General features: G+C 72.4%; 21 protein-coding genes. 12 read left to right on the top strand and 9 right to left on the bottom strand.

From position 1 onward, the window contains the following. The first annotated feature begins 5 nt into the window (after window positions 1–5). From ABWI07_RS11905 to clpB, 6 genes are all read left to right on the top strand, one after another. Window positions 6–3,449, top strand: a complete 3,444-nt coding sequence (locus ABWI07_RS11905) for an nSTAND1 domain-containing NTPase (RefSeq protein ID WP_353818536.1) — start codon at window positions 6–8, stop codon at window positions 3,447–3,449. 336 nt (window positions 3,450–3,785) lie between these two features. Next, entirely contained in the window at window positions 3,786–5,651 is a 1,866-nt protein-coding gene (dnaK, locus tag ABWI07_RS11910; protein ID WP_149260493.1) for a molecular chaperone DnaK, read from the top strand. Further along, window positions 5,645–6,298 (top strand): nucleotide exchange factor GrpE, encoded by a 654-nt coding sequence (grpE, locus tag ABWI07_RS11915; protein ID WP_353818573.1) that lies wholly within the window; start codon window positions 5,645–5,647, stop codon window positions 6,296–6,298. The genes dnaK and grpE overlap by 7 nt, the downstream gene beginning before the upstream one ends. An 84-nt stretch (window positions 6,299–6,382) precedes the next feature. Next, window positions 6,383–7,552 carry a molecular chaperone DnaJ gene (gene dnaJ / locus ABWI07_RS11920; protein WP_149260495.1) on the top strand — a complete coding sequence of 390 codons (1,170 nt, stop codon included), beginning with the start codon at window positions 6,383–6,385 and terminating at the stop codon, window positions 7,550–7,552. Window positions 7,553–7,557: 5 nt separating this feature from the next. Beyond that, window positions 7,558–8,004 (top strand): heat shock protein transcriptional repressor HspR, encoded by a 447-nt coding sequence (locus tag ABWI07_RS11925; protein WP_149260496.1) that lies wholly within the window; start codon window positions 7,558–7,560, stop codon window positions 8,002–8,004. Between the two features lie 149 nt (window positions 8,005–8,153). Continuing rightward, window positions 8,154–10,751 (top strand): ATP-dependent chaperone ClpB, encoded by a 2,598-nt coding sequence (gene clpB / locus ABWI07_RS11930; RefSeq protein WP_353818537.1) that lies wholly within the window; start codon window positions 8,154–8,156, stop codon window positions 10,749–10,751. Window positions 10,752–10,841: 90 nt separating this feature from the next. Here clpB and ABWI07_RS11935 read toward each other — a convergent pair whose 3' ends face one another. The 7 genes from ABWI07_RS11935 to ABWI07_RS11965 form a co-directional block, all read right to left on the bottom strand. After that, entirely contained in the window at window positions 10,842–11,213 is a 372-nt protein-coding gene (locus tag ABWI07_RS11935) for a hypothetical protein (RefSeq protein ID WP_149260498.1), read from the bottom strand. A gap of 22 nt (window positions 11,214–11,235) precedes the next feature. After that, window positions 11,236–11,691 carry a roadblock/LC7 domain-containing protein gene (locus ABWI07_RS11940; protein WP_149260499.1) on the bottom strand — a complete coding sequence of 152 codons (456 nt, stop codon included), beginning with the start codon at window positions 11,689–11,691 and terminating at the stop codon, window positions 11,236–11,238. A gap of 46 nt (window positions 11,692–11,737) precedes the next feature. Then, the gene (locus tag ABWI07_RS11945; protein WP_353818538.1) at window positions 11,738–12,421 is read right to left on the bottom strand and encodes a hypothetical protein; all 684 of its coding nucleotides are present in this window, start codon (window positions 12,419–12,421) and stop codon (window positions 11,738–11,740) included. Window positions 12,422–12,485: 64 nt separating this feature from the next. Then, window positions 12,486–12,905, bottom strand: coding sequence for a hypothetical protein (locus tag ABWI07_RS11950; RefSeq protein WP_235036931.1), 420 nt, complete (start codon window positions 12,903–12,905; stop codon window positions 12,486–12,488). A 162-nt stretch (window positions 12,906–13,067) separates the two neighbouring features. Beyond that, entirely contained in the window at window positions 13,068–14,312 is a 1,245-nt protein-coding gene (locus ABWI07_RS11955; RefSeq protein WP_353818539.1) for an RNA polymerase sigma factor, read from the bottom strand. Further along, window positions 14,291–14,641 (bottom strand): YciI family protein, encoded by a 351-nt coding sequence (locus ABWI07_RS11960; RefSeq protein WP_353818540.1) that lies wholly within the window; start codon window positions 14,639–14,641, stop codon window positions 14,291–14,293. Before ABWI07_RS11960 ends, ABWI07_RS11955 begins: the two co-directional genes overlap by 22 nt. Window positions 14,642–14,655: 14 nt before the next feature. Further along, window positions 14,656–16,053, bottom strand: coding sequence for an MFS transporter (locus ABWI07_RS11965; protein WP_353818541.1), 1,398 nt, complete (start codon window positions 16,051–16,053; stop codon window positions 14,656–14,658). Window positions 16,054–16,214: 161 nt separating this feature from the next. On the opposite strand from ABWI07_RS11965, the gene ABWI07_RS11970 reads away from it, so the two are divergent. From ABWI07_RS11970 to ABWI07_RS11990, 5 genes are all read left to right on the top strand, one after another. Then, window positions 16,215–17,204 carry an NAD-dependent epimerase/dehydratase family protein gene (locus ABWI07_RS11970; protein ID WP_353818542.1) on the top strand — a complete coding sequence of 330 codons (990 nt, stop codon included), beginning with the start codon at window positions 16,215–16,217 and terminating at the stop codon, window positions 17,202–17,204. A gap of 106 nt (window positions 17,205–17,310) precedes the next feature. Then, window positions 17,311–18,936: a DUF7800 domain-containing protein gene (locus ABWI07_RS11975; RefSeq protein ID WP_353818543.1), complete on the top strand. Its 1,626-nt coding sequence runs from the start codon at window positions 17,311–17,313 to the stop codon at window positions 18,934–18,936. A gap of 185 nt (window positions 18,937–19,121) precedes the next feature. After that, window positions 19,122–20,510, top strand: coding sequence for a sigma-70 family RNA polymerase sigma factor (locus tag ABWI07_RS11980; protein ID WP_353818544.1), 1,389 nt, complete (start codon window positions 19,122–19,124; stop codon window positions 20,508–20,510). 282 nt (window positions 20,511–20,792) lie between these two features. Then, window positions 20,793–22,136, top strand: a complete 1,344-nt coding sequence (locus ABWI07_RS11985; protein ID WP_353818545.1) for an NYN domain-containing protein — start codon at window positions 20,793–20,795, stop codon at window positions 22,134–22,136. An 86-nt stretch (window positions 22,137–22,222) separates the two neighbouring features. Further along, on the top strand, window positions 22,223–22,870 hold the full coding sequence (locus ABWI07_RS11990; RefSeq protein ID WP_235036933.1) for a tetratricopeptide repeat protein: 648 nt from the start codon (window positions 22,223–22,225) through the stop codon (window positions 22,868–22,870). Between the two features lie 446 nt (window positions 22,871–23,316). Here ABWI07_RS11990 and ABWI07_RS11995 read toward each other — a convergent pair whose 3' ends face one another. Continuing rightward, window positions 23,317–23,841: a lipase family protein gene (locus ABWI07_RS11995; RefSeq protein ID WP_500210836.1), complete on the bottom strand. Its 525-nt coding sequence runs from the start codon at window positions 23,839–23,841 to the stop codon at window positions 23,317–23,319. Window positions 23,842–23,900: 59 nt separating this feature from the next. Here ABWI07_RS11995 and pyrE point away from each other — a divergent pair, with 59 nt between their 5' ends. Further along, window positions 23,901–24,437, top strand: coding sequence for an orotate phosphoribosyltransferase (gene pyrE / locus ABWI07_RS12000; RefSeq protein WP_353818546.1), 537 nt, complete (start codon window positions 23,901–23,903; stop codon window positions 24,435–24,437). Here the strand turns inward: pyrE and ABWI07_RS12005 are convergent. Then, entirely contained in the window at window positions 24,434–24,835 is a 402-nt protein-coding gene (locus ABWI07_RS12005; RefSeq protein WP_149260509.1) for a hypothetical protein, read from the bottom strand. The genes pyrE and ABWI07_RS12005 overlap by 4 nt on opposite strands. Window positions 24,836–24,876: the final 41 nt, after the last annotated feature.

Consider the following 24,876-nt stretch of genomic DNA (forward strand, 5'->3'; position numbering starts at 1 on the left):
CTCCTGTGCGGACCACTGTGCCAAAACGATCAGTCGCCAGAATTCTCGATGCGGACGGGGTACCGGCGGGGGCCGCGTTCCCGGTCACCGGCCGGTACGTGATCACGGCCGCCCATGTCCTGAACGGCGCCGCCGGCGTTCCGTTCGATACGCAGACTCAGCCCGCGGGCCACTTCCAGGTGGAATTTCTCGGGCAGGGGCCGCTGGGGGCCGCGGTCTCCGCATGGAACCCGCTGTTCGACGTGGCGGTCCTTCGCCTCCTGCATGATGCGCCGCAGGACGTACGGCCGGTGCCGCTGGTCGACAAGGCTGCATTCGACGAGCGCGTGGCGATGCTCGGCTTCCCCAACGGGAAGGACCGGGGCGTCTGGAGTGTCGGGATTCTCCGCGGTCCGCAGGCCGACGGGTGGCTCCAGGTCGACGTCGAGGACGGCAGCCAGTTCACCATCGAGGGCGGTTTCTCCGGAACCCCGGTCTGGCACATCGGCCGGGGCGATGTGGTGGGCATGGTCGTGGCCGCCTGGTCCGGATCACGCGTCCGCAGCGGTTACGTCGTGCCCACCACGACCTTGCTGGAGGCGTGGCCCGAGCTTCGCGAGGCGGTCCGGCCGCCATCGCCGTTCCGCGGCCTGCTGCCGTTCGACGAGGAGCACGCCGACTCGTTCTTCGGCCGGGCCGACGACATCGAGCGGATCACCCGCCTCATCACCGAGCGGCCGGTGGTGACGGTCACCGGTCCGTCCGGCGTCGGGAAGTCCTCGATCCTCCAGGCGGGCGTGGTGCCGCGGGTGCGCGAGGACGGCGGCACCGCGGTCGTGCTCTTCCGACCAGGTCAGGGCCGAACAGCGCTGCACGCGCTCGCGCAGTCGCTCATTCCGGGACGGCATCGGCCGGCCGAACGGCTCGACCAGGTCGACGCCATGGCCGCGCACCTGGAACGCGGTGGAATGCCGGATCTTTTGACGGTCTTCTTGCAGCACCTGAACGCGGACCGCCTGGTGCTGGTCGTGGACCAGTTCGAGGAGATCCTGAACGCGCCCAAGGAGGAGCGCACCGCCTTCGCCAAGGCGCTCGCGCACGCCGAGCAGCCCAGGTCCCCACTGGCCGTGCTGTTCGCGTTACGGGCCGACTACCTCGCGCCGATGCTGAGCGACCCGCGTCTGGCCGCCTTCGTCGCCGGGGACCGCACGATCACCATGGGTGAGATGTCGCCCGAGGGTCTGCGCGCCGCGATCATCGAACCGGTCCGGCGCACGCCGCTCGTCGAGTACGAACCCGGGCTTGTCGAGACCCTGCTGCGCGACCTCGGCGTGGGTCCGGGGCGCCTTCCCCTGTTGCAGTTCACCCTCAAGGAGCTGTGGGACCTCCAGTCCGACGGCCTGCTCACGCACGAGGCGTATGCGGGGATCGGCGGGATCAGCCACGGCCTGGACCGTTTCGCCGAACGTCTGTGGGGAGAACTCGGCCCCCACGAGCAGCGATCCGCCGAGCGCCTCCTCACCCAGTTGATCCGGCCCGATCCGGACCGGCCGGAGATCACCCGGAGGATCGCGCCGCGCGACCAGCTCACCGGCGAGCAGTGGCGCCTCGCGCAGCGGCTGGCGGTGTCACGGCTGGTCGTGCTGCCCGAGGACGGGCAGAGCGTGGAACTGGCCCACGAAGCCCTGGTGGCCCACTGGAAGCGGCTGAGGGAGATCGGCGACAGCACGCGCGATTTCCGGCTGTGGCAGGAAGGGCTCCGCCAGCGCATCGCCCTGTGGCAGCGGCACGGGAGGGCCCCGTCCCGGCTGCTCTCGCGAGCCGACCTCACCGACGCGCTGCGCCAGTCACGGCAGCACCCCGACGATCTCAGCCCGGACGAGCACGCCTACATCAGGGCGGGCGCGCGGCGCCGCTGGTCCGTGCGCAGACGGTGGGCCATCGCAGCGGCGGCCGTGACGGCGGCGGCCCTGTTCGTCTGGGTCCCGCTCAGCCGGGGCCTCAGCGACAACGCCGCGCAGACGCTTCTCGAACGCGCCCGGCAGCAGCAGGCCTCCGACCCGTACGGCGCCGCCCAGCTCACACTCCGCGCCTTCCGGACCCGCGACAACGAGGACACCCGCAGGAGGATCCACGACCTCTACCGCGACACCGGCCGGCTCACCCAGGTGATCCCCGACACCTCTACCGGCCTGGTCAATCTGGAGGGCCGAGCCGAAACCGGGGGAGACCTCTCCGGAAAGATCAGTACCGACGGGCGGACCCTGGTGACCCGTGCTCCCGACGACACGGCCGTCGCCTGGCGCCTCGCCGGCGGGCGCGCGACCCCGGTGACGCTGCCCGCCGAGGGCGGCCTGTCGACCGGCGCGGTCGCGGTCAGCGCGGACGGCCGCTACGCCGCGGCGGGCCACCTCGCCTCGATCAGGAACCTGACCTCGAGCGGGTCTCAGAACGGCCGGTGCACGGCCGGGAACACCCCGGAGGCGTTGACAGCGCAACGATTCTGCCTGGTCGTCACCGACCTGGCACGCAAGCGGACCGCCATGGCCGTCATCCTGCCCAAGGGCAGTCAGATCAGGGGCGTCTCGCTGGACCGAACCGGGCGGACCCTCGCAGCAGCCGTGGCGAACAGGGGTCGGATCACCCTGCGGCGCTGGAGTGTCGACGGGGGGAAGGCCCAGCCGTCCGTTCCGCTGCCGATCAGCTCCCGCGAGGCGATCTCACTGTTCCGCCTCACCCCCGCCGGAGCCGTCCTCAACTATCTGAAGTTCCCGAAGGGAGCGGGCGGCGGTGAGCAGAGGGCCATCGGGAACAGACTGCTGCTCGTGTCCCCGGACGGCTCACCGCAGGTGCGCGTCCTGGAAGAGTCCTTGGCGGGCGCGGTGGTGGCGACCAGCGCGGACGGCCGCCGGCTGGCCGCGGCCGTGGAGATCGACAAGGTGACGCAGTTCGACATCTGGGACATGAGCGCCGGCCGCATGATCACTCGGATCAAGGACCCGGGTCTCGCCGAGGCCGTCGGTGCTCTGACGTTCGACCCCACAGGCTCCGTCCTGTACGACACGTGGTGGAAAGTCGACCTGCCCGATGCCTCGACCCTCGAGGAAATGCAGAAGTTCGCGCAGGAAGTGAGCGCACTGCCCGTCACCCGCTGGTCGCTCCCGGGCGGCCGGCGCCTCGGCGCCCTCCGCGTCCCCGCGGCCTGGCCGGCCCTGCTCCCCCTTGGCCGTGACGCGTTCGCCCTTGTCAAGGGCAACCAGATCGGCCTGCTGCTCCCCACACCTGGACGCACCGCGTCCGGCCTGCTCGACGCGATGACCGAACAGGCCAGGGACCTGGCCGTGTCGGGATCCGGCGGCGTCACCAAGCGGGAGCTGGCGCACCTCTGCAGGCTCTACGGGAACATGCCCGAGTCGTCCGAGATCACCAAGCTGATCCCGGCCGGCGCCCACAAGGGCGAGGTCTGTTAGACCCGCCGACGGCCGATCCAGGGTGGAACGCGGCGGTCGAACCAGCGGTCGGGCGCGACGTCGGCGGCGTCCTACGAACGAGGCGCTCCTCCTGGCGAGGGAGGGCGCTCTCCTCCCTCCAGGCGAACTCCGAGCCGACGGGACCGCTCCGGGAACCGGAATAGGCCGCTCACTCGTCCTGTTGTAGAGGTCGTCAGCAAAGTTGAGTCCGACCGACTCAAGTCATTTGACAGGAACGAGGATGCCGGGCAACCTTGCGGACAGAAGACTCAACCGGCCGCGCCTCGGGGGCGACCGGGGCTGCGATATCACCGGATACGACGGAGGACGAGAAACATGGCACGTGCGGTCGGCATCGACCTCGGGACGACCAACTCGGTCGTCGCGATCCTGGAGGGCGGCGAGCCCACCGTCATCGCGAACGCGGAGGGGTCGCGGACCACGCCGTCCGTCGTCGCCTTCGCCAAGAACGGCGAGGTCCTGGTCGGCGAGGTCGCCAAGCGCCAGGCGGTGACCAACGTCGACCGAACGATCCGGTCGGTCAAGCGCGAGATGGGCACCGACTGGAAGACCAAGATCGACGACAAGGACTTCAACCCGCAGCAGGTCAGCGCGTTCGTGCTGCAGAAGCTGAAGCGGGACGCCGAGTCCTACCTGGGCGAGACGGTCACCGACGCGGTCATCACCGTCCCCGCCTACTTCTCCGACCACCAGCGGCAGGCCACCAAGGAGGCCGGCCAGATCGCGGGCCTGAACGTCCTGCGCATCATCAACGAGCCGACCTCGGCGGCCCTCGCATACCACCTGGAGAAGGAGAACGAGGCCACCATCCTGGTCTTCGACCTCGGCGGCGGCACGTTCGACGTGTCCCTGCTGGAGGTCGGCGACGGCGTGGTCGAGGTGAAGGCCACCAGCGGTGACAACCACCTCGGCGGCGACGACTGGGACAACAAGGTCGTCGACTGGCTGGTCGAGCGGTTCAAGAACGCCAACGGCGTCGACCTGTCCAAGGACAAGATGGCGCTGCAGCGGCTCCGCGAGGCCGCGGAGAAGGCCAAGATCGAGCTGTCCAGCTCGTCCGAGACGCAGATCAACCTGCCCTACATCACGGCGTCCTCCGAGGGCCCGCTGCACCTCGACGAGAAGCTCACCCGGGGCGAGTTCCAGCGGATGACCGCCGACCTGCTCGAGCGCACCAAGGCGCCGTTCCAGTCGGTGCTGAAGGACGCGAACATCACCGTCGACAAGATCGACCAGGTCGTGCTGGTCGGCGGCTCCACCCGGATGCCCGCGGTCTCCGAGCTGGTCAAGGAGCTGACCGGCGGCAAGGAGCCGAACAAGGGCGTCAACCCGGACGAGGTCGTCGCGATCGGCGCCAGCCTCCAGGCCGGCGTGCTCAAGGGCGAGGTCAAGGACGTCCTGCTGCTGGACGTGACCCCGCTGAGCCTCGGCATCGAGACCAAGGGCGGCATTTTCACCAAGATCATCGAGCGGAACACCACGATCCCGACCAAGCGGTCGGAGACGTTCACCACCGCCGACGACAACCAGCCGTCCGTGGAGATCCAGGTCTACCAGGGCGAGCGCGAGATCGCCGCGTACAACAAGAAGCTCGGCACCTTCCAGCTCACCGGTCTGCCGCCGGCGCCGCGCGGCGTCCCGCAGATCGAGGTCACCTTCGACATCGACGCCAACGGCATCGTGAACGTCAGCGCGAAGGACCAGGGCACCGGCCGCGAGCAGTCGATGGTCATCACGGGCGGCAGCGCGCTGCCCAAGGACGACATCGAGAAGATGATGCGCGACGCCGAGCAGTACGCCGAGGAGGACCGCAAGCGCAAGGAGGAGGCCGAGGTCCGCAACCAGGCCGACACCCTCGCGTACTCGACCGAGAAGTTCCTGCGGGAGAACGACGAGAAGGTCCCCGCGGAGCTGAAGACCGAGGTGGGCGACGCGGTCGCCGAGGTCAAGAAGGCCCTGGAGGGCACCGACGTCGAGGCGATCAAGGGCAGCGCCGAGAAGCTCGCGCAGGTGAGCCAGAAGATGGGCGCCGCCATGTACGCGCAGAACCCCGAGGGCGCCCAGGCCGGCGCCGAGGACCACGGGCCGACGGCCGGCGCCCAGGGCGGCGAGCCGCAGGACGACGAGGTCGTCGACGCCGAGATCGTGGACGAGGACAAGCCGAAGGGTGATGCATCGTGACGTCCTCTCCCAACGAGGGCGAGGAGAAGGAGGGCCCGGTGATCCGCGACAAGCGGCGCATCGATCCCGAGACGGGGGAGGTCCGGGAGCGGGCGGGGGAGTCCTCGCCGGCCCCGGAGGCCCCGGCGGACGGGGGCGCCAAGGCCACCGATGAGGAGGTCTCCTCTCTGAAGACGCAACTGGCGGAACGGCTCGCCGACCTCCAGCGCCTGAAGGCGGAGTACGACAACTACCGCAAGCGCGTCGAGCGCGACCGGGTCGCGGTCCGCGAGCAGGCCCTCGGGCAGGTGCTGTCCGAGCTGCTCCCGGTGCTGGACGACATCGGCCGCGCCCGTGACCACGAGGAGCTCACCGGCGGGTTCAAGTCCGTCGCGGAGAGCCTGGAGGCGGTCACCGGCAAGCTCGGCCTGGAGCGGTTCGGGGAGAAGGGCGAGCCCTTCGACCCGGTCGTGCACGAGGCGCTGATGCACTCGCACTCGACCGAGGTGACCGAGACGTGCGTCACCGACGTCCTCCAGCCCGGGTACCGGATCGGCGAGCGGGTCCTGCGGCCCGCCCGCGTGGCGGTGGCCGACCCCGCTCCGGACTCCGGAGCCGACGAGTCCGGCGGCGAGCCGGGCGAATCGAACGACGAACCGGGCGAATGATCCTCAGGGGGCCCGCCCGGACGGGCGGGCCCCGCAGGGGCCTGAAGACATGTGGCAAGTGGCGATAGCAGAAGGCGGGGCGCCGTGAGCACCAAGGACTACCTGGAGAAGGACTACTACAAGGTCCTCGGTGTCGCGAAGACGGCCTCCCAGGAGGAGATCAAGAAGTCCTACCGGAAGCTGGCGCGCAAGTACCACCCGGACGCCAACAAGGGCGACACCGAGGCCGAGGACCGCTTCAAGGAGGTCTCGGAGGCCTACGACGTGCTGTCCGACGAGAAGCGCCGCAAGGAGTACGACGCGGTGCGCTCGATGCCGGGCGGCTTCCGCGGCCAGCAGGGCGGCGGCTTCCCGTTCGACCTCGGCGACATCTTCGGCCAGTCGGGCGGGACGCAGACGGGCGGCGCCGGGGAGCGCATCGGCGACCTGTTCGGCGGCCTGTTCGGCGGGCGCGCCGGCGGCGGCGCCCGCACGGCGGGGACGCGGCGCGCGCGGCGCGGCGCGGACGTCGAGACCGAGGTGACCCTGTCGTTCGGCCGCGCGATGAACGGCGTCACCGTCCCGATCAAACTGACCAGCGAGGCGGCCTGCAACAGCTGCCGCGGGACGGGGGCCAAGGCCGGCACCGTGCCGCGGGTGTGCCCGAACTGCGAGGGCACCGGGCACGAGACCCGCAACCTCGGCAACTTCGGCTTCCAGGAGCCGTGCAAGGAGTGCCGCGGCCGGGGACTCGTCGTCGACGACCCGTGCCCGACCTGCCACGGCAGCGGCCGCGCAACCGGCACCCGGACCATCCAGGCCCGCATCCCGGCGGGCGTGGCGGACGGGCAGAAGATCCGGCTGAAGGGCAAGGGCGCGCCCGGCGAGAACGGCGGCCCGGCCGGCGACCTGTACGTGAACATCAAGGTGCTGCCGCACAAGGTGTTCGGCCGCAGCGGCGACAACCTGACGCTGACCGTCCCGGTGACCTTCCCCGAGGCGGCGCTCGGCGGCGAGATCAGGGTGCCGACCTTCCAGGGGCAGCCCGTCACGCTGAAGCTGCCCGAGGGCACGCCGAACGGCCGCAAGTTCCGCGTGAAGGGGCGCGGCGCACCGCGGCGCGACGGCACGAAGGGCGACCTGCTCGTCACCGTCGACGTGCACGTCCCGCAGAAGCTCGACGAGCAGTCGCGCGAGGCGCTCGCCAAGCTCCGGACGGCGGGCGCGGGCGACGACCTGCGCGCCGACCTCCTCCAGCAGGCCAGACAGGAGTGATCTTCATGGATCCCTTCGGCGACGACACTCCGGTCTACGTGATCTCCGTGGCGGCGCAGCTGTCCGGGCTGCACCCGCAGACGCTGCGCACCTACGACCGGATGGGCCTGGTGTCCCCCGGCCGTACGGCGGGCCGGGGACGCCGCTACTCCATGCGGGACATCGTGATGCTCCGCGAGATCCAGCGGCTCTCCCAGGAGGAGGGCATCAACCTGTCCGGCATCAAGCACATCCTGGAGCTGCAGCGCGACAACGCCCGGCTCCGCGAGGAGCTCGCCAAGGCGCACGCCGCGCTGGAGGAGCTCGCGAACGAACTCGAATCGACCCGTGCGGTCGCGGCGCGGCTGGCGCAGCAGCGGCGGCACGGGGAACCGAGCGGCACTCCCGGCGCCGACCTCGTGCCCATCAGGCGGACGAGCGTCGTGGTCTGGCACGAGCGCAACTCGGACTGAATAAGGCAGTTGTCGGGGGTCTGGGGGTTGTCCCCCAGAAGGACAGAGCAGTTGTCGGGGGTCTGGGGGTTGCCCCCCAGAAGGACAGAGCAGTTGTCGGGGGTCTGGGGGTTGCCCCCCAGAAGGAACACGGCTTACGGGGTGGGGCGATGGACTACAAGCTGACGCAGAAGAGCCAGGAGGCGCTGTCGATCGCCGTCCGCAGGGCGGCGGCCGAGGGGCATCCCGAGGTCGAGCCGCAGCACCTGCTGGTGGCGCTGATCGGGCTGCCGGACGGGACGGCCGTGCCGCTGCTGGAGGCGGTCGGCGCCGACTGGCAGGTGATCCGCAGGCGGGCGGAGGAGCAGCTCGCGGCGATGCCGAAGGCGCAGGGGTCGACGGTGGCGACGCCGCGGCTGTCCGGCCAGCTCCAGCGGTCGGTCAACACGGCGGCCAACCGCGCGCAGCAGCTGGAGGACGAGTACGTCTCGACCGAGCACCTGCTCGTCGGGCTGGCGGCCGACGGCGGCCCGGCGGCGGGCCTGCTGAAGGAGTTCGGCGCGACGCCGCAGGCGCTGCTGGACGCGTTCGAGAAGGTGCGCGGGCACGCCCGCGTCACCAGCGAGAACCCCGAGGGCACCTACCAGTCGCTGGAGAAGTACGGCGTCGACCTGACGGCGGCGGCCCGCGACGGCCGGCTCGACCCGGTGATCGGCCGCGACTCGGAGATCCGCCGGGTGATCCAGGTGCTGTCGCGCCGGACGAAGAACAACCCGGTGCTGATCGGCGAGCCCGGCGTCGGCAAGACGGCCGTGGTCGAGGGGCTGGCGCAGCGGATCATCGCGGGCGACGTCCCCGAGTCGCTGCGTGGCAAGAGCCTCATCTCGCTCGACCTCGGCGCGATGGTCGCGGGCGCGAAGTACCGCGGCGAGTTCGAGGAGCGGCTCAAGGCCGTCCTGAACGAGATCAAGGAGAGCGAGGGGCAGGTCGTCACGTTCATCGACGAGCTGCACACCGTCGTCGGGGCGGGCGCGGCCGAGGGCGCGATGGACGCCGGCAACATGCTGAAGCCGATGCTGGCCCGCGGCGAGCTGCGGATGATCGGCGCGACGACGCTGGACGAGTACCGGGAGCGGATCGAGAAGGACGCGGCCCTGGAGCGCCGGTTCCAGCAGGTGTTCGTCGGCGAGCCGTCCGTCGAGGACACGATCGCGATCCTGCGCGGGCTGAAGGGCCGGTACGAGGCGCACCACAAGGTGCAGATCAACGACTCGGCGATGGTGGCGGCGGCGACGCTGTCCGACCGCTACATCACCTCCCGGTACCTGCCGGACAAGGCGATCGACCTGGTGGACGAGGCCGCGTCCCGGCTGCGCATGGAGATCGACTCCCGGCCGGTCGAGATCGACGAGCTGCAGCGCGCCGTCGACCGGCTGAAGATGGAGCAGATGAACCTGGAGAAGGAGACCGACGAGGCGTCCCGGCAGCGCCTCGAACGGCTCCGCGCCGACCTCGCCGACAGGCAGGAGCAGCTGAGCGGCCTGAACGCCCGCTGGGAGCGGGAGAAGGCCGAGCTGAACCGGGTCGGCGAGATCAAGGAGCGGATCGACCAGCTGCGCGGCGAGGCGGAGCGGGCCGAGCGCGACGGCGACCTGGAGACGTCCTCGCGGCTCGTCTACGGCGAGATCCCGGCGCTGGAGAAGCAGCTGGAGGAGGAGGCCGAGGCGACCGAGAACCGCGACACGATGGTCAAGGAGGAGGTCGGCCCCGACGACGTCGCCGACGTGGTCGCGTCCTGGACGGGCATCCCGGCGGGCCGGCTGCTGGAGGGCGAGACCGCCAAGCTGCTGCGCATGGAGGACGAGCTCGGCAGGCGGCTGATCGGCCAGGAGGCCGCGGTCCGCACGGTGTCGGACGCGGTGCGCCGCGCCCGCGCGGGCATCTCCGACCCGGACCGCCCGACCGGCTCGTTCCTGTTCCTCGGCCCGACGGGCGTCGGCAAGACCGAGCTGGCGAAGGCGCTCGCGGAGTTCCTGTTCGACGACGAGCGGGCGATGACCCGCATCGACATGAGCGAGTACTCCGAGAAGCACAGCGTCGCCCGCCTGGTCGGCGCGCCGCCCGGATACGTCGGCTACGAGGAGGGCGGCCAGCTCACCGAGGCCGTCCGGCGCCGCCCCTACTCGGCGGTCCTGCTGGACGAGGTGGAGAAGGCGCACCCCGAGGTCTTCGACATCCTCCTGCAGGTGCTGGACGACGGCCGCCTCACCGACGGCCAGGGCCGCACGGTCGACTTCCGCAACACGATCCTGATCCTGACCTCCAACATCGGGTCGCAGTTCCTGGTCGACCCGACGCTGGAGAACGGGGCCAAGCGGGAGGCGGTGTGGAACGCCGTCCGGAACTCGTTCAAGCCGGAGTTCCTCAACCGCCTGGACGATGTGATCCTGTTCGACGCGCTGTCGACCGACGAGCTGACCCGCATCGTCGACCTCCAGGTGGACCGGCTGGCCGGCCGCCTCGCCGACCGGCAGCTCACGCTGCGGGTCACGCCCGCGGCCCGCGAGTGGCTGGCGCTGACCGGCTACGACCCGCTGTACGGGGCGCGCCCGCTGCGCCGCCTCGTGCAGACGGCGATCGGCGACCAGCTCGCCCGCGAGCTGCTGTCCGGGGAGGTCCGCGACGGCGACGAGGTGGTCGTCGACCTCGACGAGGCCGCCGACAGCCTGACCGTCAAGCCGTCCGGCGGGCTGACGCTGACGAATTAGCGGAGAGGGGGCGGCCCCGGGGACGAGGTCCCCGGGGCCGCCTTCGCGGGCCGTTCCGCCGGCGTGGGGTGTGGGCGGCGGAACGGCGGGTCAGATCTCCAGGTTCTCCTCGATGTCGCGGAGGCGGTGGCGGGCCAGGGCCAGGTTGCCGCGGTTCCGGTCGAGGGCCATGTAGAGGAAGAGGCCCTTGCCCTTGCGGCCCGTGACCGGCCGGATGACGTGGTACTGGCTGGAGATGCTGATCAGGATGTCCTCGATCTCCTCCTGGATGCCGAGCTGGTCCATCGTGCGGAGCTTGGCGCGCACCACCTCGGTGTTCCCGGCGGCCGCGACCTGGAGGTCGAGGGCCTTGGAACTGCCGAGGTGGCCGAGCGCCATCCCGCTGTTGTAGTCGACGACGGCGACGCCGATGGCCCCGTCGATCGACATCATGTCCTTGAGGGCGAGGTCGAGGTTGGACATGGTGCTCCCCTTTCGTTCGTTGTCATGAGCGGCGCGTGCCCGTGAGGTGGGCGGCGATGGCTCGGGCGGCGGGGCGCGACTCCAGGTGGAGGCGCCCCACGTTGACGTCCGGGTCCGCGAGGACGGTGAGGGACGCGGTGGGGCCGGCGGCGTAGCTGACCACGTAGCCGTCCACACCGCGGATCACGACCTCGTGGAAGGCCCCGCCGTGCGCGGTCTCCGCGATCCGGTGCGCGAGGGACAGGCCCGTCGCCGTCACGGCCGCCATGCCGGAGGGTTCGACGGAGTCGGGCAGGTCGTGCGCGATGAGCAGCCCGTCCACCGAGGCGACCAGGCCCCCGTTGAGCTGCGGGACGCGGGCCCGCAGCGCCCTCAGTTCGGCCACCACCGCCTGTTCGGTCGCCCGCGCCGCCTGCTCGGCCGCGCGGGCCGCCGCGGCCGTCGTGCCCGCCGTGACCGCCCCCGCTCGTTTCGCCACCTTCGTCAGCCTTTCGATCAAGTGAGCCACTCGGTCCCCAGCACGGTCAGCGGAGCTCCACCAGCGCCGCGTGGAGCCGGACGAGCAGGTCGTGGTCCGCCGGCGCCCAGTCGGCGGGGATCTCCTCGCGGATCGGCGGGGCGGCCGCTCCGTCCGGCCGGGCGGGCGGTCTGTCCGGCGGGCCGGTCCGCACCAGCGACGCGGCGGCGAGCCCGCGCACGGCGAGCAGGCAGCCGAACACCGTCCGCCCGAGGTCGCGCGCCAGTTCCCCCGGGGTGCGCAGGCCGTCGGCGTTGATCAGGATCTCCGCCTGGACGCCGGTCAGGATGACGCGCTGCCGGCCGACGCGCCGGACCGGCACGACCGGCGCGGTGTCCACGCCCGCGTCGGGCCAGGCGGCGTCGAGGACGGCGCGGCGGCGGCGCCGCTCGTGGACCAGCGTCGCCACGGTGATCCGCCTGGAGCCGCCGCTCGGCGGCCCCTCGGTGAACACCGGCTCGGCCTCCGAGGCGAGCAGGAGGCAGGCGGCGTCGAACGTCGCGAGCAGCGCCGGCAGCTCCGGGTCGGGGCCGTCCGGCCGGGCGGCGGGTTCCGGCGCGTGCCGGCTCTCCGCGCGGGTGACGGCCCCGCGTTCGACGTGGAACGCTCCGTCACCGCCCACCCGCAGCACGCCGGTGGCCTTCTCCCGCTCCAGGGCCGCCAGTGCTCCGCCGACCCGTCCCGCGCTCACGTGCGCCCGGTCATTCGCGTGCGCCCGGTCATTCGTGTGCGCCACGCCGTCCACGTGCGCCATGTCATCCGCCCGTGATCTCGCCGAGGAGGTCGCGCATGCGCAGCCGGGCCAGCGCGATGTTTCCCCTTTCCCGATCGAGCAGCAAATGGACGAATAGATGCCCGTCGAGATTGGCGCCCGCGAGGGCCAATAAGTGATATCCACCCGTACCGCAAACGATGATCTCCTCGACGTCGTCTCCCGCCGCGGTGGCGCTGAGCGCCGGCGACGCCAGCACCGCCCGCACCACGTCGGTCGCCCCGGCCGCGTCCTCGTGCTGGTCGACGACGTCCTCCCGGCCGGCCGCCGCCACGGCGAGCCCGCTGGCGCAGTCGACGAGCGTGACCCGCCGCGCCCCCGGAATGGTCATCATCGACGCGAGGCAGCCGTCAATGCCCAAGCCCATTTCCCCACCGAATGAGAGTTGCAAGGACTCGACCATAGCCAGAACATTGCCGCCAGCAACACTAATCAGTAAATTTCCCGCGACGGCCAAGAATGGGGTATAAATACCGCCCGGTATGACCACCGGTCAGGCTCGTGTGAGGCGCCGCGCCCGGAATCGGCTCCCTCCCCGCCGCCGGTTCGGGGTCGTCCGCAACCGTCAGTCCGCGCGCCGGACCTCGGCGAGGCGGCGGGCCAGGTAGCGGCGGTCGGCCTCGGTGCGGGCCAGCGCGAGGGCCTCCCGGTAGGCCGCGGCGGCCTCGTCCGGACGGCCGAGGCGGCGCAGGAGGTCCGCCCGCGTGGCGTGGAGCAGGTGATAGCCGTCCAGGCCCTCGATGCGGTCGACCAGGGCCAGACCCGCCGAGGGGCCGTCCGCCATCGCCACCGCGACGGCGCGGTTGAGCCGGACGACCGGCCCCGGGCTCATCGCTTCGAGCCGTCCGTACAGGGCGGCGATCTGCGGCCAGTCGGTCTCGGCCGCCGTGCGTGCGGTGGCGTGGCACGCGGCGATGGCCGCCTGCACCTGGTACGGGCCCGGTTCACCGCGGCGCAGCGCCTCGTCGACGAGCGCGGCGCCCTCGGCGATCGCCGCGTGGTCCCAGCGACGCCGGTCCTGGTCCTCCAGCGCGACCAGGTCGCCCGACCCGTCCGTCCGGGTGGCGTGCCGGGAGTGCTGGAGCAGCAGGAGCGCGAGGAGCCCGGCGACCTCCGGGTCCCCTGGCGCGAGGCCGTGCAGGAGCCGGGCGAGGCGGATCGCCTCCGCGCAGAGGCCGGCGCGCACCGGGTCCGCGCCCCCGCTCGCCGCGTAGCCCTCGTTGAACAGCAGGTACACCACGCCGAGGACGGACGCGGTGCGCTCGGGCAGCAGGTGCGCGGGCGGCACCCGGTACGGGATGCCCGCCTGGCGGATCTTCCGCTTGGCCCGGACGAGCCGCTGCGCCATCGCGGGCTCGGCGACCAGGAACGCCCGCGCGATCTCCCCCGTGGTCAGGCCGAGGACGGTGCGCAGCGTGAGCGCCACCCTGGCCTCGACCGGCAGCGCCGGATGGCAGCAGGTGTAGATCAGCCGGAGCCGGTCGTCGGGCAGGCCGCCCGCCTCGGCCGGCTCCTCCGCGCCCGCCGTCGCCCCCAGCTCCCTGAGCTTCGCGTCCTCCGTGGCGCCGCGCCGGATCCGGTTCAGCGCATGGTTGCGGGCCGTCGTGGTCAGCCACGCGCCCGGCCGGCGCGGCACCCCGTCCCGCGGCCAGCGTTCGAGGGCGCGCGCGAACGCCTCCTGGGCGCACTCCTCGGCGAGGTCCCAGTCGCCCGTCATGCGGATGAGGGTCGCGACGACCCGGCCCCACTCATCGCGGAAGGCCGCCGCGACCGCGTCTCCGGCCTCCGTCAGTCCTCCCCGAACGGCCACAGCGGCCGCACCTCGATCGACCCGTACCGCGCCGACGGGTGCTTGGAGGCGATCTCGACGGCCTCCTCCAGGTCGGCGCAGTCGATCAGGTCGAAGCCGAGGATCTGCTCCTTGGTCTCGGTGAACGGACCGTCCGACAGCAGCGTCTCGCCTTCGCGCACGCGGACGGTCGTCGCGGTGTCGGTGGGGCGCAGCCGGTCGCCGAGCTTCCGGACGCCGCGGCCCTCCATCTCCTTCACCCAGGCCTCCGTGTCGGCGATCATCGCCGTCAGCTCGTCCGGGGACAGCTCGTCCTTCTCGACTCCGCAGATCATCATCAGGTACCGCATGGTTCCTCCTCGTATCAGGTTGTGACCTTCACCGGCTCCGGAACTCGTCGCCGGGCCGGCGTCTTGAGCAGCGCGACCGCGACCACGGCCCCCGCGAGGGCGATCCCGGCCGAGGCGGCGAAGGCCGCGCGGAACCCGGCGGCGGGCTCGGCGACGTCCGCCCAGGACAGGACGGCGGTGGACGCGACCGCCACACCGAACGCGCCGCCGAACTGGAACGCGGCCGTGTTGATCCCGGACGCCAGGCCCGCGTCGCCCTCGGTGGCCCCGGCGAGGGCGGCGACCGACCCGGCGACCCCGGACGCTCCGAGCCCGAACCCGAGCAGCACCAGCCCGGGCAGCAGGACGCTCGCATAGCCGCCCGCCGGCACGCGTGCCAGTGCGAGGCAGCCCGCGGCCATGAACGCCAGCCCGGCCGGCGCGACCGCCCGAACGGTGACCCGCCGGAGTGCCGCCTGCGCGGTGAACGACCCGGCGACCGCCGCCACCGGCAGCACCGCCGTGGCGAAACCGAACACGAGCGGCGAGTAGCCGAGGACGCCCTGCGCGTACAGCGACAGCGCGAGCGACGTCCCGAACACCGTCATCGCGGCCGCCAGCGCGACCGCGTTCCCGCCGGTGAGGCGGCGCGACCGGAACGTGCGCAGCGGGATGAGGGGCGCCGCCGACCGCGATTCGGCGAGCACGAACGCCAGCCCGGCGGCGACCGCGACCGCGAACGACCCGGCCGTCCACGCGCTCGCCCAGCCCTTCTCGGGAATCCGGACGACCCCGTGCACCGCGGCCGACGCCGCCAGCGTCACGGTCAGCGCGCCCACCGGATCGTAGCCGCGGCGCGTCCCGCCGCGGCTCTCGTCGAGCAGCGACGGCCCGAGAGCGAGCAGCACCAGCGCGACCGGCACGTTCAGGAAGAAGATCGACCGCCAGCCCGGCCCGCCGGTGAGCGGGCCGCCGGCCAGCAGCGCCGCCGTCGCGCCGAACCCGCCCACGCCCGCCCACACGGCGATCGCCCGGTTCCGCTCCGGCCCCTCCGCGAACGCCGCCGTCACGATCGACAGCGCGCTCGGCGCCATCAGCGCCGCCGACACCCCCTGCGCCACGCGGGCGCCGATCAGCACCCCGCCGCTCCAGGCGGATCCGCACAGCAGCGACGCCGCGAGGAACAGGCCCGTCCCGGCGAGGAAGGTCCGGCGCCGTCCGGCCAGGTCGGCCATCCGGCCGCCGAGCAGCAGCAGGCCCCCGAACCCGAGCAGGTAGGCGCTCAGCACCCACTGCGCCCCGCCGCCGGTGAACCCGAGGTCGCGCTCGACCGACGGCAGCGCCAGCAGCACGATCTGCGAGTCGAGGATCACCATGAAGTTCGCCGCGCACAGCAGCCCGAGCGCCGCCCACCGGCGCGTGTTCCCATCCATGTCTCCCCCTCCGCCGGATTGCCTCTCCCCCTGTCGACACTCGGCACCGGCCGATTTCGACACCCTGGAGGAGATTTCGCGAGGAAGACCGAACGGCGGCTCTTTACGCTGTGAGCGTGCAGCCGTTCCGTACAGAACGTACAGAAGGCAGAGTGCTCCCCATGAGGCTTCTGATGCTGGGCGGGACGGAGTTCGTCGGACGGGCCGTCACCGAAGAGGCACTCGGCCGCGGCTGGGATGTCACGGTCTTCCACAGAGGGCGCCACGAGCCGCCCCAAGGGGTCGCGTCGCTGCACGGCGACCGCACGGCCGAGGGCGGCCTCAAGGCCCTGGAGGACGGGGAGTGGGACGCCGTCGTCGACACCTGGTCCGGGGCGCCGCTCGCCGTCCGCGGCACCGCGCGCCTGCTCGCCGGCCGGGTCGCACGGTACGTCTACATCTCCAGCCGCTCGGTGTACCGGTTCCCTGAGCCGGCCGGGCTCGGCGAAGAAGCCGAGGTGGTGGACGGCTCCCCGGACGACGGCGATGTCGAGGACTACGCGGCGTTGAAGCGCGGCGGGGAACTCGCGGCGCTCGACGCGTTCGGGGACGACGCGCTCCTGGTGCGGGCGGGTCTCATCCTCGGCCCCTACGAGAACATCGGGCGGCTGCCCTGGTGGCTCACGCGCATGGCGCGCGGCGGCGACGTCCTGGCTCCCGGCCCCCGCGACGCCGGCTTGCAGTACATCGACGTCAGGGACCTCGCCATATGGACGCTCAATGCCGTCGAACAAGGGCTCGGCGGGCCCTACGACCTGGTCAGCCCGCCCGGCCACACGACGATGGACGAGTTGCTCCAAGCCTGCGTCGACGTGACGGGCTCGGACGCGAACCTCGTCTGGACGGCCCCCGAAACGATCCTGGAGGCGGGCATCCGGCCGTGGATGGACCTCCCCGTCTGGCTTCCGCCTGGGGAGGACTACGACACCCTCCACAAAGGCAACGTCACCAAGGCCCTTTCGGCAGGGTTGCGTTGCCGGCCCGTCCAGGAGACGGTCGCGGACACCTGGGAGTGGCTCCGGTCGATAGGCGGCACGGCCCCGCAGCGCCCTGACCGTCCAGTGCTCGGCCTGGATCCCGAGAAGGAGAACGAGGTCCTGGGATCGCGCTGACCCCTACCCGTGCGCGAGATCGTCCCTCACGGCCCGGCGTCGTGCGCGGCTTGTCTCAGGGCCGGGCTGTGGACACATGGGCGCCCGTCCGCTAGAGAGGCGTTCTATGACCGCTTTGGTACTCGGCCCCCACCTCCGGCACGTGAGTCACCACACCGCGACGATCTGGGTGGAGACCGACCGTCCGTGCGAGGTCAGGGTCGTCAACCGGGAGCAGGGGGTGGACGCGTCCGCCCGCACGTTCACGGCGCACGGCCACCACTACGCCGTCGTCGAGATCGACGGGCTCGCGCCGGGGGCCCGGATCCCGTACGAGGTGGTGGCGGACGGCGAGACCGTCTGGCCCGAGGCAGGCGGCGGGCTTCCCCCGTCCCTCATCAGGACGCTGCGCGAGCACGGCGAGCTGCGCATCTCCTTCGGCTCCTGCCGCCGCTCCCCCGGCACCGTGGAGGAGTACGGGCACGACGCCCTCACCGCGTTCGCGGACAGGCTCCGCACGGGCGGGGACGACGTCGCCTGGCCGGACGTCCTGCTCATGGTCGGCGACCAGGTGTACGCCGACGAGCTGACCCCGCAGATGCGCGAGTTCATCAGCGGCCGCCGCGCCCCGGGCTCGCCCCCGGACGGCGAGGTCGCCGACTTCGAGGACTACACGCAGCTCTACAAGCTCGCCTGGCACGACGACCCGGCCGTGCGGTGGCTGCTGTCCACCGTCCCCACCTTCACGATCTTCGACGACCACGACATCCGGGACGACTGGAACACCTCGTACACGTGGCGCCAGGAGATGTGGTCTCAGCCCTGGTGGAAGGCCCGCATCACGGGCGGCATCGGGTCGTACTGGATCTACCAGCACCTCGGGAACATGGCGCCGCAGGACCGGGCGTCCGACCCCGTCCTCGCGGCCGTCCGGGCGGCCTCGGACGAGACCGGCGACGCGGGCGCCGTCCTGGACGAGTTCGCCGAGAAGGCCGACAAGCGCCCCGACAGCACGCGCTGGAGCTACGCCCACGACTGGGGCGGCACGCGCCTGATCGTCGTCGACAGCCGCTGCTCCCGACTGCTCACGGCCGACCGGCGCGGCATGCTCGACGACGACGAGTTCGACTGGCTGGACGGCCAGTGCCAGGGCGGCATGGACCACCTGCTCATCGCCAGCTCGCTCCCCTATCTGCTGCCCATGGCGATCCACCACGCCGAGTCGTGGAACGAGGCCGTCGCGGGCGGGGCGTGGGGGAAGCGGGTCGCGGCGCTCGGCGAGAAGGTCCGCCAGGCCGCCGACCTGGAGCACTGGGCCGCGTTCGAGCGGTCGTTCCGCGCCGTCGCCGCCGACGTGGTCGCCGTCGGGCGCGGGGAACGCGGCCCGGCGCCGGCGAGCATCTCGTTCCTGTCCGGCGACATCCACTACTCCTACCTGGCGCGGATCACCAAGCCCGCCACGCAGTCGAAGATCAGCCAGGTCGTCTGCTCTCCCCTGCGCAACCCGCTGGAGGGCAAGTTCCGGTGGGCGAACCGCCTCGCCTACTCCCGGACCGCCGGGGGACCGTTCCGCGCACTGGCGAAGATGGCGAAGGTCCCCGTCCCGCCGATCCGGTGGCGGATGACGAACGGCCCCTGGTTCGACAACGCCATCGCCACCGTCGAACTGTCCGGACGCGACTGCCGCGTGCGCTGGGAGACGCCGGGGGACACCGGCACGCTGTCCGAGATGGGGCGCGCCGGCATCACGTGACGCACGGGGTGCGTTCGCTCCGCCCCCTCGACAGAGCGAACGCACCCGCCCGCGTGGAACGGCCCGCCCCTGACGCCTTCCACACACCTCCAACGGCGCGGCGCCCCGGCTATGACGCGACCCGCCGATACATGTGCGACCAAATTGAGCGACAACAAGTGGTCAATCAGTCACAATGAGCAAGCATGGAGCGAGGGGACGACGCGACGGGGCCCGGCGGCGCCGAGGCCGGCGACGCCGTGCTCATCTACCGGGTCCGCCAGGGCGAGGACGCCGCCTTCGGCATCCTGTACGAACGGCACCTGCCGGCCGCGCGCAGGCTCGCGGGGCAGCTGACCGAGCGCGACGCCGCCGAGGACGCCGTCCAGGAGGCCTTCACGAAGGTCCTCGCCGTCCTGAAGCGCGGGGGCGGGCCCGATTCCGGGTTTCGGCCCTACCTGCTCACGGTGGTGCGGAGGACGGTCTACGACCGGCAGCGCGCCGACCAGCGCCTCCACCGCACCGGCGACATCGAGGCGTACGACGTCGAGGAGCCCTTCGACGACCCGGCGGTCGAGGAGCTGGAGCGTTCGCTGATCGCGCGCGCGTTCCTCTCGCTGCCCGACCGCTGGCAGACCGTCCTCTGGTACACCGAGGTCGAGGACGGGAGGCCGGCCGACGTCGCCCCGATCCTCGGCCTGACCGCGAACGGCGCCGCCGCCCTCGCCTACCGGGCCCGCGAAGGGCTGCGGCAGGCCTATCTGCAGATGCACCTGGAAGACCTCGAAGCCGACGACGCGTGCCGTCCCGTCCTGGCCAAGCTCGGCGCCTACGTGCGGGACGCGCTCCCCTACCGCGACTCCCGCAGGGTCAAGCGGCATCTCGACCGCTGCAAGCGCTGCAAGGGCCTGCACGGGGAGCTGGCGCAGGTGAACACGGCCCTGCGCGACATCATCGGCCCGCTCATCCTCGGCTCGGCGAGCGCCGCCTACCTGGCGTCCAGAGGCGGCCTCCTCCTGTGGCTGCGCGACCTGCCCCGGCGCCGGCAGATGATCGCCGCGGCCGTGGCGGTCCTCGCCGGGGCGGTGGCGCTGGGCCTGACGCTCGCGTCGGACGAGCAGGCGGCGCCCGTCCCGGACGGGCCGCCGCCCGCCGTCGCCGAGCCGGCCGTCCCACCCGCTCCCAGGCCGCCCGCCTCCAAACCGCCCGCCTCCAAACCGCCCGCCTCCAAACCGCACGCCTCGAAGCCGCCGGTCACCAGACCGCACGCGAAGCGTCCCGCGTTCGTCCGTCCGATGGCGGACACTCCCCGCGGCCGGCCGTCCCGCCCCGCGCCGAAGCCACGACCGCATACCGGCCCGCCGCACGCCGCACCACCCGCGCAGAAGCCCTCCACGCCCCGCCCGACTTCGCCCGTTCCTCCGACCGCACCCCCGGGAGGCCTGCTGGTCGACATCGAACTGCGGGTGCCGCTGCTGTCCGCCGAGGTACGCGTCCGCCTCGGCGTCGACACGCCATGCGGCCAGGCCCGCTTCATATGGCACCGCACCGCGCCTACGGCACCGCGCCCGGCCGCGCCCGCCACGAGGAGATGAAGCGGGGGTCGCGGGCACGTCCGGACTGAACCCGCGACCTGATTCTTCCCGTAAAGATCCTCCGGAAGGGCCGGACGGAGCCTAAAGGGCTGGTAGCGTCCGCCGCGGCTCCCGATTCCTTGTTACCGGGGAGTCGCCAACCGGCGGCTTGCCATGAAAGAGTGGCGAATCGCCGTAACGGCCTACCGGGCAGACGGGCTTCACTACGCTATAAGCGCCCGGGGTCGCTTACGCCGAAGTGGGCACGCTGTGAACTCCCGTGTTGAGGAAGGACGGTGCCGCATGGATCGCTGCGCGCTGTTCGTGGACGCCGGCTACCTGCTGGCTGACGGTGCCATGGCGGTACACGGCACGCGCCATCGCGAGACCGTCTCATGGGATTTCGGCGGCCTCCTGCAGCTGCTCGGCAACCTCGCCAGGGAGCGCACCGGCATGCCGCTGCTGCGCTGCTACTGGTACGAGGCGACGGTCGAGGGGCGCCGCACCCCCGAGCACGACGCGCTGGCAGACCTGCCCGGCCTCAAGCTGCGGCTCGGCCGGATCCGCCCCGGCCGCCGCGAGGGCGTCGACGCCGAGATCCACCGCGACCTGATGGCCCTGGCCCGCAACTCCGCGCTGGCCGACGCCGTCGTGGTGAGCGGCGACGAGGACCTCGCGCAGGTCGTCGCCGACGCCCAGGACCTCGGCGTCCGCGTGACGATCGTGCACGTCGCCGTCGACGGCAACTGGACGATCTCCCGGGTGCTGCGCCAGGAGTGCGACGACCTCATCGAGATCGGCTCCGGCCACCTGCGCCCCTACGTGAACCTGCTCGCCGGCGCGGACAGCGGCTCCTCCTCGCTCGGGACGAGCCCGCTGTCCAACGGGCACGGCGCGACGAACGGGCACGCGAGCTCGCTCGGCCCGCTCCAGACCACCTCGAACAACGGGCCGCCCCCCGCGTCCCCGCTGAGCGTCCCGCCCCCGCCCCCGGCCTCCACCCCGGCCCCGCCCGTCCGCGACCTCGGCCCGGCCATGACCGGCGGGTTCGGCAGCGGATCCGCGGCGACCGGCGGCTCGGGCACCGGGACCGGCCCCATGCCGCTGCCGGGCGGCTCGGGCGGCGGGTACGGCGGATCGCCCTACAGCTCCGGCGGGCAGCCGCTCCCTTCGCAGCCCGCCCCGGCCCCGGCGGCCGGGCCGTCCTCGACGCAGGCCCCGGCTCCGGCCCCCTCCGCCCCGCCGCGGAGCCTCGGCCCGCAGTACACCTCCTCCCCCGTCCCGGCGCCGTCCCCGCCGCCGCCCCCGCAGACCCTCCAGCCGCAGACGATGCAGTCCGGCGGCCAGCAGCACGGCCCCTACACCGGCCCTCAGCAGATGCCCGTCCCGGCACAGCAGACGCCCACGCTCTCGGACGCCGTCAAGGCCGCCCACCAGGAGGGCCAGGACTTCGGCGAGTCCGTCGCCCGGGACGCCCCCGCCCTGTGGCTGGAGGCCGTCCTCGCCCGCAAGCCGCGCATGCCCTCCGACCTGGAGGCCAGGCTGCTGCAGGGCTCCTCCCTGCCCATCGACTTCCTCCTGCACGACGAGGTGCGCCACGCCCTGCGCCGGGGCTTCTGGGACGCGCTCGAACGTTCACGCAGGTGACCTGACGTCCGCTCATTAGCACCGGTATTCCACGATCATCATCGATTCGCCCGCTTCGGCCGGGCGGTGCCGGGTAGCGTTGAACCGTGACGCATGTGACGGAAGACGATCTCGACGATCTGGAGTTCGACACCCTGCGCACCGGCGATCACATCTCGGCGGCCCGCCGGCTGGCCGAGCTGGCCGAGTCGGTGTCCGGCGGAGTGTCCCGCGCCAACGTCCTCCTGCGCGCGGGCGAGCAGTGGCAGCACGCCGGCGACCACGCCAGGGCGGCCGAGCTGTACCGCCGGGCCATGGAGGACGGCGGCGAGACCTACGGCGACGCGCGCGCCTACCTCGCCGACGCGCTCTTCGAACTCGGCCAGGCCGACGAGGCCCGCGCCCTCGTCGAGCAGATCCGCGACGACAAGCCGCGCGACCCCGAGGTGTACCGCGCCGTGGCCGAGGTGCTCTACGCCCAGGGCGACGCGACCGGCGCCCACGAATGGGCCACCAGCGGCGCCGACGTCGTCCTAGCCCTCCGCGACCGCGCGGTAGGCACCGGCATAGGCGGCGGCCCCGACGAGGGCCCGTCCCCGGAAGCCGACACCCTCACCCCGGGCCTGGACGACGTAGCCCTGGCCGAGGACAGCCTGGAAGCCCTCCTCCGCCTCCGCTACCGCGCCCGCATAGACCTGGGCCGCAGCGAAGACGACTACGACGCACTGTTGGACGACCTCCTAAAGAACTCTTAGTTACCCAGGGGGAGCGACCCCCCTGGAACCCCCCGTTGCGACGCGGGCGATCCTCACGCCGCCGTTGCGGCTCTTGTGCCCGTGACGGCGTGTGCGGCGTCGCTGCGGTCGCCCGCGTCGGCGGGCATGCGCGTTGCGCTCGCTGCACTCGCTCCACGCACCTGCCCGCGCCCCGGCTGAGCACCCACTCCAAGAGGGCGTGAACCGCCCACGCCCAACGCTCTTGGACGTGCCACGCCGAACGCTCTTGGAGTGGACCTGAGCGACGGCGCGGGTCGGGCGGCCGGAAGGCGCTCTAAGCGCCTGGAGGCCGCACGAACCGCCGAGCCGGGCGACCGCAGCGCCACGCACAAACCCGCACGGGCACAACCCACCAGCACCGTGGCGTGAGGATCGCCCGGCTCGCAACGGGGGTTCCAGGGGGTCGCCCCCCTGGGAAGACACAGTCACAACCTGGCTATTAGTTCGCTCAGGGACTGGGCTACTGCGGTGGGGGGGTCGTGCTCGGTTGTCGGCCAGCCTCGTAGGTGGGCCTCTCTGATGGCCTGGTCGTGCTCGGGGGAGGCGGAGCGGTCCGAATGGGTGCGGAGGTAGCCGCAGGGCGCCTCGGGCCAATCTGGGGCCGTGGGGAGGGTGTCCTGCGGGGCGCCGTGGTCGTGGCGAGCGGGGCGGGGTAGGTCGGCGTCGACGAAGACGTAGCCGCCTACCGGGCGGTGGGCGGCGCGCTGGGCCAGGGCGATGCCCGGCAGCAGGGGGCCCGCGGCACCGTGGGCCACGAGGACGAGCGGGGCCACCGGGTCGGTGGCGGTGATGGTCAGCGAGACGCGGGCGATGTAGCGGGGGCCGTCGTCGCCCGGGACGTCCGGGGCCACCACGTCCAGGCCGTAGGAGCGGAGCATCTCGGGGAGGTCGCCCCAGGAGGCCGCGGTGGCGCCGGGGGCGTGCAGCAGGACGACGGTTCCGGGTGTCACCCCGCGAACCGTACACGCCGGGGCCGGGGCGCGTACGCAGGGTGAATAGGGTTCTGCACGTGAGCGATCGAGATGAGCTGCTGCAGAAGATCAAGGACAAGGCCGTGGTGCACGGGGACTTCGTGCTGTCCTCCGGCAAGCGGGCGTCCTGGTACGTGGACCTGCGCCGGGTGACGCTGGACGGGGCCGCGGCCCCGCTGGTGGGCCGGGTCATGCTGGACGAGACCGCCGACCTGGACTACGAGGCCGTCGGCGGGCTCACGCTCGGGGCCGACCCGGTGGCCACCGCGATGCTGCACGCGGCGGCGGCGCGCGGCCGGGCGCTGGACGCGTTCGTCGTCCGCAAGGCGGGCAAGGCCCACGGGCTCCAGCGCCGGATCGAGGGGCCGGACGTGGCGGGCCGACGCGTCCTCGCGGTGGAGGACACCTCGACCACGGGCGGCTCGGTCCTCACCGCGGTGGAGGCGCTACGCGAGGCGGGAGCGGAAGTCGTCGCGGTCGCGACGATCCTGGAGCGCGGTGCGGCCGGCCGGATCGCCGAGGAGGGGCTGGAGTACCGGCACCCGTACGACGTCGCCGACCTGGGGCTCGGCTAGCGGGCCTTGATGAACCACTGGGCGCGCTGCCCGTTCGGCTGGCGCGGCTGGACCTCCCCGTAGATCACGACCTGCAGGGAGCCGCCGTTGGAGGCGGCGACCGCCAGGGGCGCCTCCTTGAACTGGAGGGTGTCGCCGGTGCTGAGGGGGCCGTTGGCGAGGACCTTGCCGCCGGCGTCGGCGACGCGGACGACGACTTTCGTGGGCTGGCCGGTCACGTGGATCACCAGGGGCAGCGCGGCCGTGGGCGACGTCGTGGCCTCGCTGCCGCTCGGGGTCTTGCGCCCGCCGTCGCTCGAAGCCGAGACCCCGGTGGCGGGGCCCTTCTTGTCGGGTTCGCTCATGATCGCGTTGACCAGGGCCATGCCGCCGACGATGAGCAGGGCCAAGGCTGCCATCACGGCCAAGGCCGCGATCAGTATGCGCGCGAGACCCCTAG

It is taken from the genome of Actinomadura sp. NPDC000600 (genome assembly GCF_040492135.1).
Lineage (GTDB): Bacteria > Actinomycetota > Actinomycetes > Streptosporangiales > Streptosporangiaceae > Spirillospora.

Bases quoted from the DNA above. Each gene is read 5' to 3' on its own strand.
- ABWI07_RS11960 (WP_353818540.1), bottom strand. From the start codon at position 14,641: ATGCGGTACCTGATGATGATCTGCGGAGTCGAGAAGGACGAGCTGTCC.
- ABWI07_RS11965 (WP_353818541.1), bottom strand. From the start codon at position 16,053: ATGGATGGGAACACGCGCCGGTGGGCGGCGCTCGGGCTGCTGTGCGCG.
- dnaK (WP_149260493.1), top strand. From the start codon at position 3,786: ATGGCACGTGCGGTCGGCATCGACCTCGGGACGACCAACTCGGTCGTC.
- ABWI07_RS11925 (WP_149260496.1), top strand. From the start codon at position 7,558: ATGGATCCCTTCGGCGACGACACTCCGGTCTACGTGATCTCCGTGGCG.
- ABWI07_RS11950 (WP_235036931.1), bottom strand. From the start codon at position 12,905: ATGGTCGAGTCCTTGCAACTCTCATTCGGTGGGGAAATGGGCTTGGGC.
- ABWI07_RS11975 (WP_353818543.1), top strand. From the start codon at position 17,311: ATGACCGCTTTGGTACTCGGCCCCCACCTCCGGCACGTGAGTCACCAC.
- ABWI07_RS11985 (WP_353818545.1), top strand. From the start codon at position 20,793: ATGGATCGCTGCGCGCTGTTCGTGGACGCCGGCTACCTGCTGGCTGAC.
- ABWI07_RS11970 (WP_353818542.1), top strand. From the start codon at position 16,215: ATGAGGCTTCTGATGCTGGGCGGGACGGAGTTCGTCGGACGGGCCGTC.
- ABWI07_RS12005 (WP_149260509.1), bottom strand. From the start codon at position 24,835: ATGGCAGCCTTGGCCCTGCTCATCGTCGGCGGCATGGCCCTGGTCAAC.
- ABWI07_RS11980 (WP_353818544.1), top strand. From the start codon at position 19,122: ATGGAGCGAGGGGACGACGCGACGGGGCCCGGCGGCGCCGAGGCCGGC.
- clpB (WP_353818537.1), top strand. From the start codon at position 8,154: ATGGACTACAAGCTGACGCAGAAGAGCCAGGAGGCGCTGTCGATCGCC.
- ABWI07_RS11935 (WP_149260498.1), bottom strand. From the start codon at position 11,213: ATGTCCAACCTCGACCTCGCCCTCAAGGACATGATGTCGATCGACGGG.